The sequence below is a fragment of the Paraburkholderia sp. Tr-20389 genome, assembly GCF_017104565.1.
GTDB lineage: Bacteria > Pseudomonadota > Gammaproteobacteria > Burkholderiales > Burkholderiaceae > Paraburkholderia.
On sequence record NZ_JAAGPD010000032.1, the window covers coordinates 76230 to 92146 of the forward strand.

Annotated in this window: 15 protein-coding genes; 9 read left to right on the forward strand and 6 right to left on the reverse strand. The window is 62.1% G+C overall.

Annotation, left to right across the window (positions count from 1 at the left end; genetic code table 11):
• Positions 1 to 6: 6 nt before the first annotated feature.
• Both G3N95_RS26715 and G3N95_RS26720 read left to right on the forward strand, forming a co-directional pair.
• Positions 7 to 891: a LysR family transcriptional regulator gene (locus tag G3N95_RS26715; protein WP_205973079.1), complete on the forward strand. Its 885-nt coding sequence runs from the start codon at positions 7 to 9 to the stop codon at positions 889 to 891.
• Positions 892 to 895: 4 nt separating this feature from the next.
• Positions 896 to 1222, forward strand: coding sequence for a hypothetical protein (locus tag G3N95_RS26720; protein ID WP_205973080.1), 327 nt, complete (start codon positions 896 to 898; stop codon positions 1220 to 1222).
• 35 nt (positions 1223 to 1257) lie between these two features.
• Here G3N95_RS26720 and G3N95_RS26725 read toward each other — a convergent pair whose 3' ends face one another.
• Entirely contained in the window at positions 1258 to 1467 is a 210-nt protein-coding gene (locus tag G3N95_RS26725) for a hypothetical protein (protein WP_205973081.1), read from the reverse strand.
• Between the two features lie 488 nt (positions 1468 to 1955).
• Here G3N95_RS26725 and G3N95_RS41065 point away from each other — a divergent pair, with 488 nt between their 5' ends.
• Positions 1956 to 2363, forward strand: coding sequence for a Uma2 family endonuclease (locus G3N95_RS41065; RefSeq protein WP_346778415.1), 408 nt, complete (start codon positions 1956 to 1958; stop codon positions 2361 to 2363).
• 47 nt (positions 2364 to 2410) lie between these two features.
• On the opposite strand, the gene G3N95_RS26735 is transcribed toward G3N95_RS41065, so the two are convergent.
• Positions 2411 to 3499 carry a LacI family DNA-binding transcriptional regulator gene (locus tag G3N95_RS26735; protein ID WP_205973083.1) on the reverse strand — a complete coding sequence of 363 codons (1089 nt, stop codon included), beginning with the start codon at positions 3497 to 3499 and terminating at the stop codon, positions 2411 to 2413.
• A gap of 351 nt (positions 3500 to 3850) precedes the next feature.
• Here G3N95_RS26735 and rbsK point away from each other — a divergent pair, with 351 nt between their 5' ends.
• From rbsK to G3N95_RS26750, 3 genes are all read left to right on the forward strand, one after another.
• Positions 3851 to 4789, forward strand: coding sequence for a ribokinase (rbsK, locus tag G3N95_RS26740; protein ID WP_205973084.1), 939 nt, complete (start codon positions 3851 to 3853; stop codon positions 4787 to 4789).
• 100 nt (positions 4790 to 4889) lie between these two features.
• Positions 4890 to 6212, forward strand: coding sequence for an MFS transporter (locus tag G3N95_RS26745; RefSeq protein WP_205973085.1), 1323 nt, complete (start codon positions 4890 to 4892; stop codon positions 6210 to 6212).
• 57 nt (positions 6213 to 6269) lie between these two features.
• Positions 6270 to 7217 carry a dihydrodipicolinate synthase family protein gene (locus tag G3N95_RS26750; protein ID WP_205973086.1) on the forward strand — a complete coding sequence of 316 codons (948 nt, stop codon included), beginning with the start codon at positions 6270 to 6272 and terminating at the stop codon, positions 7215 to 7217.
• 66 nt (positions 7218 to 7283) lie between these two features.
• Here the strand turns inward: G3N95_RS26750 and G3N95_RS40910 are convergent, their stop codons facing one another.
• Positions 7284 to 7418, reverse strand: a complete 135-nt coding sequence (locus G3N95_RS40910) for a hypothetical protein (protein ID WP_277398039.1) — start codon at positions 7416 to 7418, stop codon at positions 7284 to 7286.
• Positions 7419 to 7630: 212 nt separating this feature from the next.
• Between G3N95_RS40910 and G3N95_RS26755 the strand changes: the two genes are divergently transcribed.
• On the forward strand, positions 7631 to 8761 hold the full coding sequence (locus G3N95_RS26755) for a porin (RefSeq protein ID WP_205973087.1): 1131 nt from the start codon (positions 7631 to 7633) through the stop codon (positions 8759 to 8761).
• Positions 8762 to 8822: 61 nt separating this feature from the next.
• On the opposite strand, the gene G3N95_RS26760 is transcribed toward G3N95_RS26755, so the two are convergent.
• The 3 genes from G3N95_RS26760 to acnA are packed head-to-tail and all read right to left on the reverse strand — an operon-like array spanning position 8823 to position 13168.
• Positions 8823 to 9557, reverse strand: coding sequence for an ABC transporter substrate-binding protein (locus G3N95_RS26760; protein WP_205973088.1), 735 nt, complete (start codon positions 9555 to 9557; stop codon positions 8823 to 8825).
• Between the two features lie 37 nt (positions 9558 to 9594).
• Positions 9595 to 10488 (reverse strand): GntR family transcriptional regulator, encoded by an 894-nt coding sequence (locus G3N95_RS26765; protein ID WP_205973089.1) that lies wholly within the window; start codon positions 10486 to 10488, stop codon positions 9595 to 9597.
• A 55-nt stretch (positions 10489 to 10543) separates the two neighbouring features.
• Positions 10544 to 13168 (reverse strand): aconitate hydratase AcnA, encoded by a 2625-nt coding sequence (acnA, locus tag G3N95_RS26770; RefSeq protein ID WP_205973090.1) that lies wholly within the window; start codon positions 13166 to 13168, stop codon positions 10544 to 10546.
• A gap of 260 nt (positions 13169 to 13428) precedes the next feature.
• On the opposite strand from acnA, the gene G3N95_RS26775 reads away from it, so the two are divergent.
• Positions 13429 to 14490, forward strand: coding sequence for a lactonase family protein (locus tag G3N95_RS26775; protein WP_205973130.1), 1062 nt, complete (start codon positions 13429 to 13431; stop codon positions 14488 to 14490).
• A 55-nt stretch (positions 14491 to 14545) separates the two neighbouring features.
• Positions 14546 to 15880: an MFS transporter gene (locus G3N95_RS26780; protein ID WP_205973091.1), complete on the forward strand. Its 1335-nt coding sequence runs from the start codon at positions 14546 to 14548 to the stop codon at positions 15878 to 15880.
• Positions 15881 to 15917 lie beyond the last annotated feature (37 nt).

The following is a 15917-nucleotide window of genomic DNA, read 5'->3' on the forward strand; positions in this document are numbered from 1 at the left end:
ACCATAATGGATCTAAATCTTCGCGATATCCGCGCGCTGGTTGCCGTGGCCGAGGCTGGCAGCTTCACGCGCGCGGCCGAGCGCCTGCATCTGTCGCAGCCGGCGCTCACCGTGCAGATACGCCGGCTGGAAGAAGCGGTCGGCGCGCGTCTGTTCGACCGCAACAGCCGTAACGTCGCGTTGACGGCGACCGGCCGTGAGCTGCTGCCGCTGCTGCGCAAGTCGCTGCAGGACATGGAAACCGTATTGCGCGATGCGCGTGCGCTAGGCGAAGGGGAGAGCGGGACCGTGCGCGTCGCGTGCTTGCCGACGTTCGCGGCGAGCGTGTTGCCGGAGTTGATCATCGATATGAAGCGCGAGGTGCCGCGCGTCGTCTTCCAGATTCGCGATGTCGTCGCGAGTACCGTCAATGCGCTCGTGCGCAACGAGGAAGCGGACATCGGTCTCACGGGCGGCGAGGTGCTCGATCCGCTGCTCGAAGTTCTGCAAACGGGTGTGGACCGGCTCGTCGTCGTGTGTCCGCAGGCGCATCCGCTGGCGAGAAAGCGGCGCATCGGTCTGAGCGAGCTGGCTCGGGTGCCGCTCGTGCTGACCGCGCCGGGCACGAGCGTGCGAGCGGTCGTGGATGCGGCGCTCAGTGAATCGGGCGAGCCGCTGGATATCGCTTGCGAACCCACGTATATGATGACGGCCGTCGCGATGGTGCGTGCGGGCCTGGGCGTGACCATCCTGCCCGAGACCGCGCGCGAGGTGCGAGCGGAAGCGGGGCTCGTCGTGAAGAAGATCGACCATCCGGCGTTCGTGCGGTCGATCGCGATCGTCAAGAAGAAGGGCAGGACGTTGCCCGCGATAACGGAGAAGTTCGTGACATTGATGCGTCAATGCTTATGACGCAATGCATGTGGCGGAAAAGATGCGCGGCTCATTTGTGCACAGACTGCGCGCCGGACTCCATGCCATCTCGTTCACTGCGGCGCAGGTATGCAACGACACGTCGCGTGCCCATGTCGCAGTCGACTCGGAAGCCGAGGCGTTGCGATCGGTCGTCGTGATGTCTGCCGTTCTGCCACAGAAAGCCCAGAGCGAGCCGTTGCTGTTGGTCTGTTTTCGGCGGCGCTTGCAACCAACCATGCTGCTGATCCTCGCCCACGATCGGCCCTTCACGGGGGAGATCGCGGTGACGCCGGAACCGCTATTGCAGGTCATGCCCGCGCGTCGCTGACGAGCCGGGCAAGGCAGGCAGGAGACCCGAATTTTTCATTGCGCCGCGAGCGCGTCGAGACGAGCGCGTGCAATCTCATCGGGATGCAGGCAGTGATACGCGTCGAACAGCTGAGAGCACAGTTGTGCGAGGTCCGCGAGATTGACGGCCTGATCGGGGTGCTCGACTTCTCTCGCGTTGAGTATGTCGTCTAACACCGGGGCTAGGCGACGCAGTTGTTGGAATGTCTCCAGATCCAGTTCCATATCAATTCCTGTAGCCGCGAAATCATGGCTCTTCATGCGGGCCGGTTGCGCTGCGTGTCTCGGCCGTCCACCTCACACGCTAACATTTTCATAAATCCTGCGCAGAGTGTGGTCTCGTCGATCGTCATTCATATGACGCTATGCGAGGTCTCCCGTTCCAGATTTTTTTACGCGACGCACAATGACTTAAAGAAAACTATCAACTTTTTTCCGCCCTTCACCGTGGTGAAGGGGATTGCGCGCCCATGCAACTGACGCGAACGAGCAGATTTACTGTGCCCAGCGCAGGTATCTTGTGCGGTGCACAGCAAAGCAAATTGTTAAATCGAGGAGAAAGGGTATACGCTTACGCAACTTCCCTACGGAGGCTCTCCCTCGTGTCGACTCTCCTTGCGCAGGACGGACTTGTTGCGACGTGGTGTCGGATCAACTCTGGCGCCGAATCAGGTGGGCTGGAGTGCTCTGAACTCGACGCGCATGGCGAAGCCGTGCCGCACCCCCATCCTTCCGCTCGACGGCAGATCGTCATGACCGACATCTACTGTCAGATTGCCGAGCAGATCGGTCACGTTGCCGCGATGTCGGTTGCGGTCACGACCCGTTCGTTCGGCATCCGCGTGCCGGACGTCGTCTGGATGCCGCCGGAGAAGTGGGAAGGAATCGACAGGGATGGGCCTGTCCCGTTTGTACCGGATCTGTGCGTCGAAGTGCTCCTTGACCGAAGCATGCCCCAGGACATCGCGCTCAGAGTCAGGGCCTATCTGGAAGGCGGGGCCCGTGAAGTCATCGTGGTCGGTCAACGCGGTGAGCTGCAGTTCTGGGGAACTGATGGAGCACGACAGGTCTCCGCGCACGGTATAACGCTGTCGCTCGAGCCTATGTACTTCGACGTGTAGCGCGTCTTCGCGTGCGGGCGCTGCGCCGTGTCGCGTGGGGTATTGGATCAGCCGCCGTGATGCGCGCTCCGCGATACCGCCGTCGATTCCCTGACCATCAACACCGGTTGCACGACGCCCGACTCCGCGTTTGCCTTCCCATCGAGCACATCGAGCAGATAATGCGCCGCGCGCCGGCCGATCTCCGCGGTATCGACACGCACCGTCGTGAGCGACGGATGAATCTGCTGCGCGATGGCGACATCGTCGAAACCCGTCACCGATAACTGCTGCGGCACCTTGATTCCCAGTTCGGCAGCTTCCAGAAGCACGCCGATCGCCAATTGATCGTTGCCGCAAATAATCGCAGTAGGGCGTTCGTCCGCACCCTGCCAGATCGCGCGCAAACTCTCGCGCCCGAACGCGATCGTCGCCGGCCCCTCATGCAGATGGGAAGGGCGCACCGCGATCCCATGCCGCTCCAACGCTTCCCGGATGCCTGCGATACGCGCCTGAACGCGATCGTTGTCGCGCGCCGGTTGAATCACGGCGGCAAACGTGCGATGCCCCAGTTCGAGCAGATGCTCGGCGATCTCAACGAACGCCGCGCGATTGTCGAAGCCGATGCAGTGATGCGGACTGCCCTCGCGATACGCGTAAGTGATCGCATACGGCACGCGAGCTTGTTTGAGCGCATCGAAGAGTTCCGGCGGATGCGCTTCGCCGACGATCGCGATCACTTCGACGCCGCGCGCAAGCATCGCCCGCACCTGGGTCAACGCCTGCTCCGGATCGTAGTTCGAGCAGCCGAGGAACAGCGTGATGCCACGCTCGGCGAACACCGCCTGCATGCCGGCGACTTGCGATGCGAAGACCTGATCGTCGAGTGTCGGGATGATCGCGCCGGCGATGTGCGTGCGCGTCGATGCGAGCGCGCGGCCCGCTGCATTCGGAATCCAGTTGAGTGTGGTCGCAGCCTGCAGCACGCGTTCGCGCACGCTCGGCGAGACCTTGTCCGGCTCGTTGTAGACCCGCGATACGGTGGCCGTCGACACGCCCGCGAGCCGCGCCACGTCGCCGAGAACCGCACGCCCGCTCTTGCGGCGCGTGCGGACGGCGGGCGTGTCGGATGCTGCGGGCGAGTGTGAACTGCTCATGGTCGTTGTGTTCGTCGTGGATGAACTGCTGCGCGAGGCGTGTGCCGCCGCCATCTTACAGGGCGATGCGGCGTGAATCGTCGTCGCGTCTCCTGAAGCGCGATCCGGGCGAGGAAGCTGCGCGTTTACCCTCGGCACGCATCATCGCACTTGCAATTTTCGCGCAATTCGGCCGAAAATGTAAGCGCTAACACATTGGTACTCGCAATCTGTCTATGCCGTAAATTGCACTGCAATATTCGGGTAGAAGCGATTCATCATCACGCTGAATGTGATAAATGTAAGCGCTAACACTTGCACGGTGAGTGGCTTGCCAAACGTCGCCCGTCAATCGAAACCATTGCGTCAAACATGAGTTCATCTGCCGTTGCACCCCTCGTTGTCGTAGTTGGAAGCGCCAATATGGATCTCGTCGTCCACGCGCCGCGTCTGCCGTCGCGAGGCGAGACGCTGCTCGGTGACTGCTTCGAAACTGTCAACGGCGGGAAGGGCGCGAATCAGGCCGTCGCCGCGGCGCGGCTCGGCGCGAACGTCGCGATGGTCGCCTGTGTGGGCACCGATACGTTCGGCAGGTCGCTGAGCGACGCGCTGCACCGCGAACGCATCGACCTTGCTCACGTGCATATGATCGAGGGCCAGCCGAGCGGTATCGCCTCGATTACGGTGGGCAGAGACGGCGCGAACACCATCGTGGTTGCGCCAGGTGCGAATGCCTGCTTGACCACTGCGCATGTCGATGCTGCCGCTGACCTGATCGCGCGCGCCGACATGCTGATCTGCCAGCTGGAAGTGCCGCTCGCGGCCGTCGAGCGCGCCATCGGGATCGCCGCGCGCAGCGGCACGCCCGTGCTGCTCAATCCTGCGCCGGCACAGCCCTTGCGCGACGCGCTGTATCGACAGATCGACTATCTGCTCGTCAACGAAACAGAAGCCGCGCTGCTGACGGACATCCCCGTGAACGGCGTGCCATGCGCCCGCTTCGCCGCCGATGCGTTGCTCGGCAAGGGCGTGCGCAATGTGCTCGTGACCCTTGGTGCACAAGGCGTGATCTGGGCCGGCGCGCAGGGCAGCGGGCATATGGCCGCGCCGACCGTGCGCGTCGTCGATACGACGGCAGCAGGTGACACCTTTGCAGGCGGCTTTGCAGTCGAACGCGCGCGCGGCGCATCGTTGCAGCAGTCGATTGCTTTCGCCCAACGCGCAGCAGCCGTTAGCGTGACGCGCGCAGGCGCGCAGACGTCCATTCCGTATCGCGCGGAAGTGGAAGAAGACAGCGTGAGCAAGGTTTGATGCAGGGCTTCGAAGCTCGCGTACCGAACGCGCGGTGAATTGGCATTGCAGCAGGCAGTGAACGACCAAAGCATTCATACAACAGACGGAGACAGCGAACGTGAACACGACCTCTGAACGCCCGACCGCTCCACCGCGCATTCGACGCGCGCAAACCATCGCACTTGCGCTGCTGATGGTCAGCGGTATCGTCAACTATCTGGACCGCGGCACGCTCGCGGTCGCGAATCAGCTGATCCGCGAAGACCTCGGTCTCTCGCTGGGGCAGATGGGACTGTTGCTGTCCGCCTTCTCGTGGAGCTATGCGCTATGCCAGTTGCCCGTGGGCGGTCTCGTCGACCGGATCGGGCCGCGCCGTCTGCTGGGTGCAGGGCTGATCGTGTGGTCGTTCGCGCAGATCGCGGGCGGCCTCGTATCGACGTTCGGCTTCTTCGTACTCGCACGTATCGTGCTGGGTATCGGCGAGGCGCCGCAGTTTCCGTCGGCGGCGCGTGTGGTGAGCAACTGGTTTCCGCTGAAGTCGCGCGGCACGCCGACGGGCATCTTCAACTCGGCATCGCCGCTCGGTAGCGCGCTTGCGCCGCTGTGCCTGTCGGTGCTGATCGTCTCGTTCAACTGGCGCTGGGCGTTCATCGTGACGGGCTCGCTCGGTCTCGTGGTCGCGCTCGTCTGGTTCGCGCTCTATCGTGACCCGGACAGCCAGGCGCTGAGCCGCGAAGAGCGCGCGTATCTGGACGCCGATGCCGAACCTGCGGCCGGGCCTGCGCCGAAGCTCACATTCGCCGAATGGCGCGCGCTGTTTTCTTACGGCACCACGTGGGGCATGCTGATCGGCTTCTTCGGTTCCGTGTACCTGAACTGGGTCTATCTGACCTGGCTGCCCGGCTATCTGACGATGGAGCGCCATATGAGCCTTTCGCGCACGGGTATCGCCGCATCCGTGCCGTTCCTGTGCGGCTTCGTCGGTGCGCTGCTGGCGGGCTGGTTCTCCGATCTGATCACGAAGCGCAGTAGCTCGCCCGTCGTGAGCCGCCGCAATGCCGTCGTGATCGCGATGCTCGGCATGGTCGCGTTCACGATTCCCGCCGCCCTCGTGCAGAGCAATACGATCGCGATCGCGTGCATTTCCGTGGTGATCTTTCTGGCAAATGCGGCGTCCGCTGCATCGTGGGCATTGGCGACGGCGGCCGCGCCGCCCAGCCGGATCGCATCGCTCGGCGCGATGCAGAACTTCGGCGGCTTTCTGGGTGGTGCGCTCGCGCCGATCGTGACGGGCTTCATCGCGCAAGCGACGTCGTTCGTTCCCGCGCTGTTGACGGCGGCGGGCGTCGCGTTCGTCGGCGCGATGGCCTACCTGCTGCTGGTCAGAAAACCTATTCCCGAGCATGACACGTCGAGTGTGCCCGCGCAGCTTCCCGTATGAGGGATGTCGAGCGAGTGCGTCCGTGCCGTGCAGATCTATGTATTCAAGGAGAACCCAATGATCGATAAAGCGAAAATGACCGGCCCGATCGAGGGCATCGTGCCCGTGATGCTGACGCCGTTCCACGAGGACGGCACGATCGACTACGCGGGCCTCGAACGGCTGATCGAATGGTATCTGGCGAAAGGCTCGGATGCGCTGTTCGCCGTCGCGCAGTCGAGCGAGATGCAGTTTCTGAGTCTCGCCGAGCGCGGCGCGCTGGCGCGCTTCGTCGTCGAGAAAGTGGCGGGGCGCGTGCCCGTCGTCGCATCCGGTCATATCAGCGACGATCTCGATGCGCAGGCAGAAGAATTGCGCGTGGCGGCAGAGTCGGGCGCGCAGGGTGTCGTGCTGGTGACGAATCACCTGGACCCGAAACGCGAAGGCTCGCAGGTGTTTCTATCGAATCTGAACCGGCTGTTGTCGAAGCTGCCGACGGATATCCCGCTGGGCCTGTATGAATGCCCCGCACCGTATCGGCGTCTGCTAACCGATGATGAGTTGAAGGTCTGCATCGATACCGGTCGCTTCGTGATGCTCAAGGACGTGAGCTGCGATCTTGCGACGGTGAAGCGCCGTGTCGCGCTGGCGCAAGGCTCGCCGCTGAAAATTCTCAACGCGAATGCGGCAATTGCGTGGGATGCGATGAAAGCGGGTTCGGCAGGCTTCAACGGTGTGTTCACGAACTTCCACCCCGATCTGTATCAATGGCTGCGCAGCCGTAGCGCCGACGATCCGGTTCTGGCGGAAGAGCTGTCGACGTTTCTGGTCGTCGCGGCTGTGTCGGAAGCGCTCGGCTATCCGGCGCTCGCGAAGATGTACCACCAGCGCATCGGCACCTTCGATTCGATTCGTTGCCGCGTGATCGACTATGACGTGCGCGAGCGGTTCTGGGCGCTCGACGCCGTGCTCGACAAGATCGTCGCGGGAACGGAGCGCTTTCGGGAGCGTATCGCGGCGCTTTGAGTTTTGCGGGTCGAGCGAGGCGCGGCGCGGCTTACTCGATATCAAGTATCTGCGAATGCGCGAAGATCAGCGCGCTGCGTTGGCCGGCGGCGCGCTCTTCTTAATGCGTTGCACGAGTCTCTCTACGCGTCGACGCAGTGCCAGAAAGATGAGGAAAGGTTCTTCTGTTTTTGTTTCGATTGATTTTGCTTTGTTCTGCATTTAGATTCCCGAATTTTCGGGAATTGTTTTTCCTTGTTATCTTCACGTTCTATCGGAACTGGCTATACGGATTGCAAAAGTCTTTGCTTAAGAATCCGTAAGTTTGGTATGCGTACCAATCGTTGTCAGTAACCAACATTCCAATTTGGCGATGTGAAGAGACCTGTAGGCTTCGATCCGCAGTTCTCTCCACAAGTCTAAAGAGGAATTAGATGAAGAAGATCACACTGGCAATGGCTTCTGCGGCATTGCTCGCAGCTACGGGAATGGCCCACGCGCAAAACAGCGTCACGCTCTACGGCATCGTCGATACGGGTCTCACGTACGTTTCGAACGATGGCGGCAGCAAGTCGTTCAGCATGACTTCGGGTAACGAATCGGGTAGCCGCTGGGGCTTGAAAGGCTCGGAAGATCTCGGTGGCGGTCTGAAGACGGTCTTCCAGTTGGAAAACGGCTTCAGCTCGGTGAACGGCAAGCTCGGTCAAGGTAGCCGCATGTTCGGCCGTCAAGCGTTCGTCGGTCTGAGCAGCGGTACGTGGGGTACGGTCACGGCCGGCCGTCAGTACGATCCGCTGGTGGATCTCGTGCAGCCGGTTCAGGGCGACGGATACCTCGGTGGCGTGTTCATTTCGCCGGGCGACATCGACAACGCCGACAACAGCGCGCGCGTGAACAACTCGATCAAGTACACCTCGCCGTCCATGTCCGGCCTGCAGTTCGAAGCCATGTACTCGCTGGGCGGCGTCGCTGGTGCGACGGGCTCGGGACAGAGCTATGCAGCGGCGGCCGCCTATAGCAACGGTCCCGTCAACGTAGCAGCGGGTTACTATCACTTCAGCAACGGCAACGGCGCGAATCGCGGCACCACGACGTGGGACTCGCTGTTCAACACGTCGGTCAACTCCGCCTATTCCACGGCTGCAGCCGTGAACAATGCGCGTATCGGCGGCAACTATGTGTTCGGCTCGGTGACGGTGGGCGGTTACTACAGCTACGCCGAATACACGGCGGACGCCAGCTCGACGTTCAAGCAATCGGAAAAGTACAACACGGGTTCCGTGTACGCGGTGTGGCAGGTCTCGGCTCCGCTGCAAACCCAGATTGGCTACGTTTATTTGAAGTCGAGCGGCAGCTCGTCGGCAAAGTACAACCAGTTTGCCGTTGCTGCGGACTATTCGCTTAGCAAGCGTACCGATGTCTACGCGTGGGCGGCGTACACCCACGCAGCGGGCACGCAGGACGCGTCGGGCACGGCGGCTGTCGCCGTGATCGGTTCGGCGACGGGCGATTCGGGTTCGAACAAGCAAGCGACGGTGACCGTGGGTATTCGCCACAAGTTCTAATCGGCACTTGCGAAAAAAAGCCCGCTTTCAAAGCGGGCTTTTCTGTTTTTGAGTCCCCGTGCTATGCCTTCGGCGCGACTGACGCCCCATTGATCCCGTGCCTTGCGAGCGCATCGGCGACGAACCCCGAAGCCTTCATCTCTTCGACGAACGCATGAAGCGCCGCTGCCGCCGCATGGCCACGGCTTTTCGGCGTGCCCATCGCCTGCTGGATCACCATGAAGCGCTCATCGAGCAGACGAAGACCGGTCGTCTTGCTCGCATCCGCTTCGAGTTGCTGCTTCACGCCAGCCGCGACTTCGAGATTCTGTTCGAGGAAAGTCTGCACGACTGCCGGTGACGACGGCGCGCGAACGATCTGCGCAGCCTTCAACTCGCGTGTCAGAAACAGATCGTAAGCACTGCCTTTGCCGACAGCGACACGATTGTGCGGCTGGTCGACATCCGCGTTCGTCTTTACAGGCGAGTCATCGCGTACGAGATAGAAGCCTTCGATCAACACATATGGCGCGGTGAATGCAATCGTCTCGCCGCGCAATGGATCGACGGCAAAGAAGCCGAAGTCCGTGCGTTCCTCGCTGACGGCCTGCACGGATTTGCCCGCAGTATCGAAGACCACCAGCTCCAGTTCGACATCGAGCCTTTTGGCAAACGCATGCGCGAGGTCGACCGAAACGCCGAACGGCTCGCCCGTTTCAGGATGCTTGTTGGCAAGAATCGGATTGCCGAGATTGATGGATGCGCGCAGCTTGCCGGTCGGCGTGAACGCCGAGACAACGGATGGATCGATAGTCATGAATGCTCTCGTTGCGACCGCGCTTCAGGCTGCGGTCTCAGGGTTCAAGAATCTCGCTGATGCGCGAGAGGGCGTCGAGCGTATGCAGCAAATGTTCGCGCATCGCCTGCGACGCTTCTTCGTTGCGCTCGTGTTCGAGCAGTTCAAGCAGATGCAGATGTTGCTTCGCGTGTTCAACGTAACGTTCGCGATGCTGCATCGAACGGTATGACAGCAGACGCCGCACGCGGTTGACCCGTTTGATCGTGTCGATAAAAAAGCTGTTGCCCGATGCTTCGACCAGCGACTCATGAAACCGCACGCCGCGATCGTGCAGCTGGTCTGCCGTATCGGTTTCGATGCCGCCCGCCAGGAGATGTTTCTCGACATCGCGGCAGCGTTCCAGCACCTTGCGTTCGAGCCGGTAACCCGGTTCGAGCAATGCTGCCGGTTCGAGCGCGAGACGCAGCCGATACGACTTCAGGAGACTATCGGGCGTGGTCAGCATCGGCGAGAACTGCCAGCCGTAGCCCGGCTTGCGTTCGGCCCAGCCTTCCTGCGCGATGCGTCCCATCACGGCCGTCAATTGCGCGCTCGTCAAACCATAGCGATTGCGGATCAACTGCTCGGAGAACTCGTCGGGCAATTCGCCTTTCAGACGATCATCCGCGATCTGGAAATACACGCTCGTCACGACATCGGTTTCGGCCAGACCTAACTCGTCCACAACATCCGCAAGCGGTTCGATCACCGGCTTCGCGACGAAGAATCCGCGATTCTTTTCACGCGTCACGACGCCTTTCTCGTACAGCAGCGCAAGCGCCTCGTTGACGGGCGAGCGCGACACGCGCAGACGGTCGGCCAGCATCTGCGCAGGCAGATGCGCGCCGACGTCGAGTCCTTCCGTCTTGATCAGTTCAACAATCTGCGTCGCAATGGATCTGTCGATCATGTGAGTCGTGCCTTCTGCTTTCGGCTCGTAGCGTGAACGCAGCGGCGGCCGGGTCTCAAGCCTCCTGCGTCAGCACATTTTTCTGCAATATCAGCGGGATCACGCCGCCTGAACGCAACAGCGTGCATTCGAGTTGCGTTTCCACGGCCGCCGTCGCGTCGATGGATTGCACGGTGCCGTTCGCGCGGATCACGCGGACGGCCACCTTGCAACGAGGCGATAGCGTATCACCCGCAGCGTCGACTTCGAGCTTATCACCCGGCTGAAGATCGAGTGTCTGCGGGTTGGTGCCGGGCGCGAAGCGAAGCGGCAGAATGCCCATGCCGATCAGATTCGATCGATGGATGCGCTCGAAGCTCACGGCCAGCACCGCGCGAATGCCGAGCAGCCGCTGACCTTTCGCCGCCCAGTCGCGCGACGAACCCGTGCCGTAGCGCTCGCCCGCGACGAGCACGACGGCGTCGCCGTCCTGCTGATAACGCTGCGCCGCTTCGAAGATCGGCATCACGTCGCCGCTCGGCACATGCAGCGTGTGCGCGACGGGCATGCCGGGACGCAGGCGATTGACCAGCGTCCTGTTGTAGAAGGCCGCGCGCACCATCACTTCCCAGTTGCCGCGCCGCGATGCGAACACATTCAGATCGTTGCGATCGTCGCCGCGTGCGACGAGAAAATCGGCGACGAAGCTGTCCTTCGGAATCGCGCTGGCGGGCGAGATGTGATCGGTCGTCACGTCGTCGCCGAGCACGAGCAGCGGATACGCGCTGTAGCGTCCGAGTTGGCTGCCTTCCGTCGCCGATGCAAACGGCGGGCGGCGCAGCGCGGTCGATGCCGGATTCCACGGAAAGCGCGCGCTGTCCGGCGCGTCGAGATCGTGCCACGCCGGATTGCGGCTCGCGAGCGTGAAGGCGCGCGGGTAGTCTTGCGGATCGGCGGCAACTGCGACGAGCGCGGCGACTTCTTCACGCGTCGGCCAGAGATCGCGCAGATAAACGGGCTTGCCGCCGGCGGTGTGCTGGAGCGGTTCGACGCTCAAATCGCGTTGCGCGTCGCCCGCCAGCGCAAAGGCGATCACGAGCGGCGGCGACATGATGAAGCCGAGGTCCAGGTCGGGATGAATGCGGCCAGGGAAATTGCGGTTGCCCGACAGCATCGCGACGGGATAGATGCGCTTTTGTGCGAGCGCTTCGCGAATCGGCGCAGTCAACGGGCCCGAGTTGCCGATGCACGTCGTGCAGCCATAACCCACGATATCGAAGCCGACGGCCGACAGATCGCCGATCAGCGCGGCGCGTTCGAGATACGCAGCGGCGGCAGGCGAGCCGGGGCCGAGCGACGTCTTGACCCACGACGGCACTTTCAGGCCTAAAGCATGCGCCTTGCGAGCAAGCAGGCCGGCGGCGATCAGCAACGCGGGATCGGACGTATTCGTGCAACTCGTGATCGCGGCTATCGCGACGGGATGCTTCGGCATCGACGGATCATGCTGCGCCGGATGAAAGTCGAGCTTCGCCAATGTCGTCGCCGTTTGCGAGTAGTCGAGCAGATCCTGCGGACGACGCGGCCCGGCGATATGCATGTCGATCGTGGCGAGGTCGATATCGATCGTGCGCGTATAACGCGGCTCGGCCTGCGGATCGAACCAGAGGCCCGTTTGGTGCGTAAAAGCTTCGACCAACCGAACCGACGATTCAGAACGATTCGTCGCGCGCAGATAGTCGAGCGTGTGCTGATCGACGGGGAAGAAGCCCGTCGATGCGCCGTATTCCGGCGCCATGTTCGCGACGACGGCACGGTCGCCGGCCGTCAGCGTCGCCACGCCGGGGCCGAAGAACTCGACGAATTCACCGGACACGCCGATCGCGCGCAGCCGCTGCGTGACGGTCAGTGCGAGATCGGTGGCGAGTACGCCGGGCCGCATCGCGCCCGTCAGCCGGACGCCGATCACATCGGGAATGCGCTGCATCACAGGCATGCCGAACATGACCGTCTGCGCTTCGAGCCCGCCCACGCCCCAGCCCAGCACGCCGATGCCGTTGATCATCGGGGTATGGCTGTCGGTGCCGATCAGCGTATCGGGCACCGCCCATTGCTCGCCGTTGCGCTCGATGGTCGTGACGACGGTCGCCAGCTGCTCGAGGTTGATCGTATGCATGATTCCCGTGCCGGGCGGATGGATGCGCACCCCCTTCAAGGCCTTCGACGCCCAGCGCAGGAAGCGGTAGCGCTCCGCGTTGCGCCGCAATTCGAGCTTCAGATTCTCAGGCGCCGCGTCTGGTTGCGCGAAGTACTCGACGGCCAGCGAATGGTCGACGGACGAATCGACGGGCAACACAGGGTTGAGCGACGCAGGATCGGCGCCCGCTTCCGCGAGCGCGTCGCGCATGCCGGCGATATCCACCAGCGCGGGCGTGCTCGTCGTGTCGTGCATCAGCACGCGGTTGGGCTGGAACGCGATCTCGGCAACGCTCGTCGCGTGCGCGGTCCACGCGAGGATGCCTTCGACGGCCTGCCGCCGCTCGTCACTTTCCATGTTGCGGATCACGTTTTCCAGCAGCAGACGCATGACGACGGGCAATTCACGCAGCCTGTCGCCGAACAGGCCGGGCAGATCGACATGCCGATATGTCGCGCCGTCGACGCTCAACCGGGCCTCAGTGGGGCAGTAAGTGTTTTCCATGACTGTATTTTTGCACTTTGCCAGGTAAAAATGCAATCTAGTGCAAACCCCAGATACAAAAAAATCGGAGACATCACGTGAAGAAAGGCGGCCATGACAGGCCCGTGCAGTTTGCAAATGCGGTCCCGAACGGCGTGCGGCGGCGCATCGTTCAAGGCGCGACGGCGCTTGGTGTGCTGGCCGCGATCGGCCCCGTCGCGCGTCCGGTTTTCGCGGAGGAACAGGCGTTGCGCCAGACAGATTTCAAAGGAAAGAAACCTATGTTTGCTTATGTCGGATCGCGGACCACCCGCGAACGGAATGCCCACGGCGATGGCATCAGCGTGTATCAGGTCGATACGGAAACGGGGGCGCTCGAACTCGTGCAACTCGTCAAGGACCTCGTCAATCCCTCGTTTCTCGCGCTGAGCCGCAACGGCGAGCGTCTTTACACCGTGCATGGCGACCTCAGCGACATCAGCGCGTTCAAGGTCGACAAGGCAACGGGCAAGCTCACGTTCCTGAACCGGCAAAGCACGCAGGGCAAGAACCCCGTGCACCTCGCGATCGATCCGACGGGCCGTTACGTCGTCGTGTCGAACCATATCGGCGCGAGCCTCGCCGTGTTGCCGATTGCCAGTGACGGCTCGCTTCAGGAACTGACGCAACTGGTTCATCTGGAAGGCCCGATCGGTCCGCATCGCGTCGAGCAGAAGCAGGCCAAGCCGCACTTCAATCCATTCGATCCGACGGGTGAGTTCGTCATCGTGCCCGACAAGGGACTGGACCGCGTCTTCACGTTCCGTTTCAAGGACGGCCAACTGGCGCCCGCCGCGACGCCGTTCGTCGTGTCGCGCGAGACGGCGGGGCCACGGCACGTCGCGTTTCATCCGCAGGGCGCGTATGCGTATGTCGTCAATGAACTCGACTCGACAGTGACGACGTACCGCTATTCGGCGGGCAGCGGCGCGCTCACGCCTGTGCAGATCGTGTCGTCGCTGCCCGATACGTACACGGGCAACAGCCGTGCGTCGGAGATCGAAGTCGACCGGACGGGGCGCTTCGTCTATGCGTCGAATCGCGGCGACGACAGCATCGCGGTATTCCGTATCGATCAGTCGACGGGACATCTCACCTTCATCCATGCCGAGCCGTCGCTGGGCCGCACGCCGCGCTTCATGACCGGCACGCCCGACGGCCGCTTCATGTATGCGCTGAACGAAGACAGCGACACGATCGTCGCGTTTTCCGTGAATCCGACGACGGGACAGCTCAAGCCAACCGGCTTTTCCGTCGAGTCGGGCAGCCCTGTTTGCATGGTGTTCTCACAACATCAGGCGTAACCCGCAAGACGGATTTCACAAAACCTGGCGGGTGCGCCCGCCAGTGGAGAGACACATGCAAGCCAAGCAAGACACGCAGCCCATCGACGAGCGCGCGCTCGTACGCAAGATCGCCTGGCGGATCATTCCGTTCGTTTTCATTCTCTACATCATTTCGTATCTGGACCGCGCCAACATCGGCTATGCGGCCTTGCAGATGAACCGCGATCTGGCGCTGAGCAGCGAGGCGTTCGGCTTTGCTTCGGGCATCTTCTTCATCGGCTACTTTCTGTTCGAAGTGCCCAGCAACGTGATGCTCAACAAATACGGTGCGCGCGTCTGGATCGCACGCATTCTCGTGACGTGGGGCATCGTCTCCGTCATCTCGGCGTTCGCGCAGAACGCGACGCAACTCTACGTGTTGCGCTTTCTGCTCGGTGTCGCCGAGGCGGGCTTCTTTCCCGGCATCATCGTCTACCTGACGTACTGGTTTCGCGCAAAAGAACTCGCGACGACGGTCGCGCTTTTCACGGCGGCGATTCCCGTGTCGTACATCATCGGCGCGCCATTGAGCACGTGGATCATGGACAGCGTCCACTGGCTGGACTGGAGCGGCTGGCGCTGGATGCTGGTGCTCGAAGGCGCGCCGGCGTTGATCGGCGGCATTCTGTGCTTCGTCTATCTGACCGACCGTCCCGCCGACGCCAAATGGCTCAAGCCGGCAGAACGCGACTGGCTGCTGAACGAACTCGCCAACGATCGCAGAGCGCGCCCCGAAGCAAAGCATTTCGGCTCGATCAAGGCGATGACGAACCCGAAAGTGCTGTATCTGTCGTTCATCTACTTCGTGTATCAGTGCGGGAGTCTCGGCGTCGGCTACTGGATGCCGCAAATCATCAAGGGCTTTTCGAAGACCCTGAGCCATACGCAGGTCGGTCTCATCGCGACGATTCCATATGTGTTCGCGACGATCGTGATGGTGCTGTGGTCGCGTAGTTCCGATCGTCACAGCGAGCGGCGTCTGCATTCGGCGATTCCGCTGGCCGTGGCTGCGCTGGCGCTGCTGGGCGCCGGCCTTGCGACGAATCCTTACGTGTCGATCACGATGATCAGCCTGAGCCTCGCGGGGCTGTACGCATTCAAGTCGCCGTTCTGGGCACTGCCGACGCTGTTTCTCACGCGTTCGACAGCGGCCGTTTCGATCGCGGTGATCAATTCCGTGGGCAACCTCGGTGGTTTCGTCGGGCCGTTTGCGATCGGCTATATCAAAGGCTCGGGCCAAAGCGCGACGCCTGGTCTGCTCTTCCTTGCCGCATTGCTCGTATTGTCATTTCTGATGACGTACTTTATTCGCGTCAGTGAACAACGAGACGTCGATGCGCATGGTGCGGTCGCCAATCAGAGCCAGTAAAAGATTTTCCTGTATCGGGACGTCTGGCGCGATGCCG

Coding starts and splice junctions, on each gene's coding strand:
- G3N95_RS40910 (WP_277398039.1), bottom strand. CDS start 7,418: ATGCAGAACAAAGCAAAATCAATCGAAACAAAAACAGAAGAACCTTTC.
- G3N95_RS26765 (WP_205973089.1), bottom strand. CDS start 10,488: ATGATCGACAGATCCATTGCGACGCAGATTGTTGAACTGATCAAGACG.
- acnA (WP_205973090.1), bottom strand. CDS start 13,168: ATGGAAAACACTTACTGCCCCACTGAGGCCCGGTTGAGCGTCGACGGC.
- G3N95_RS26735 (WP_205973083.1), bottom strand. CDS start 3,499: ATGAGCAGTTCACACTCGCCCGCAGCATCCGACACGCCCGCCGTCCGC.
- G3N95_RS26755 (WP_205973087.1), top strand. CDS start 7,631: ATGAAGAAGATCACACTGGCAATGGCTTCTGCGGCATTGCTCGCAGCT.
- G3N95_RS26760 (WP_205973088.1), bottom strand. CDS start 9,557: ATGACTATCGATCCATCCGTTGTCTCGGCGTTCACGCCGACCGGCAAG.
- G3N95_RS26715 (WP_205973079.1), top strand. CDS start 7: ATGGATCTAAATCTTCGCGATATCCGCGCGCTGGTTGCCGTGGCCGAG.
- G3N95_RS26750 (WP_205973086.1), top strand. CDS start 6,270: ATGATCGATAAAGCGAAAATGACCGGCCCGATCGAGGGCATCGTGCCC.
- rbsK (WP_205973084.1), top strand. CDS start 3,851: ATGAGTTCATCTGCCGTTGCACCCCTCGTTGTCGTAGTTGGAAGCGCC.
- G3N95_RS26725 (WP_205973081.1), bottom strand. CDS start 1,467: ATGGAACTGGATCTGGAGACATTCCAACAACTGCGTCGCCTAGCCCCG.
- G3N95_RS26775 (WP_205973130.1), top strand. CDS start 13,429: ATGTTTGCTTATGTCGGATCGCGGACCACCCGCGAACGGAATGCCCAC.
- G3N95_RS26720 (WP_205973080.1), top strand. CDS start 896: ATGCATGTGGCGGAAAAGATGCGCGGCTCATTTGTGCACAGACTGCGC.
- G3N95_RS26780 (WP_205973091.1), top strand. CDS start 14,546: ATGCAAGCCAAGCAAGACACGCAGCCCATCGACGAGCGCGCGCTCGTA.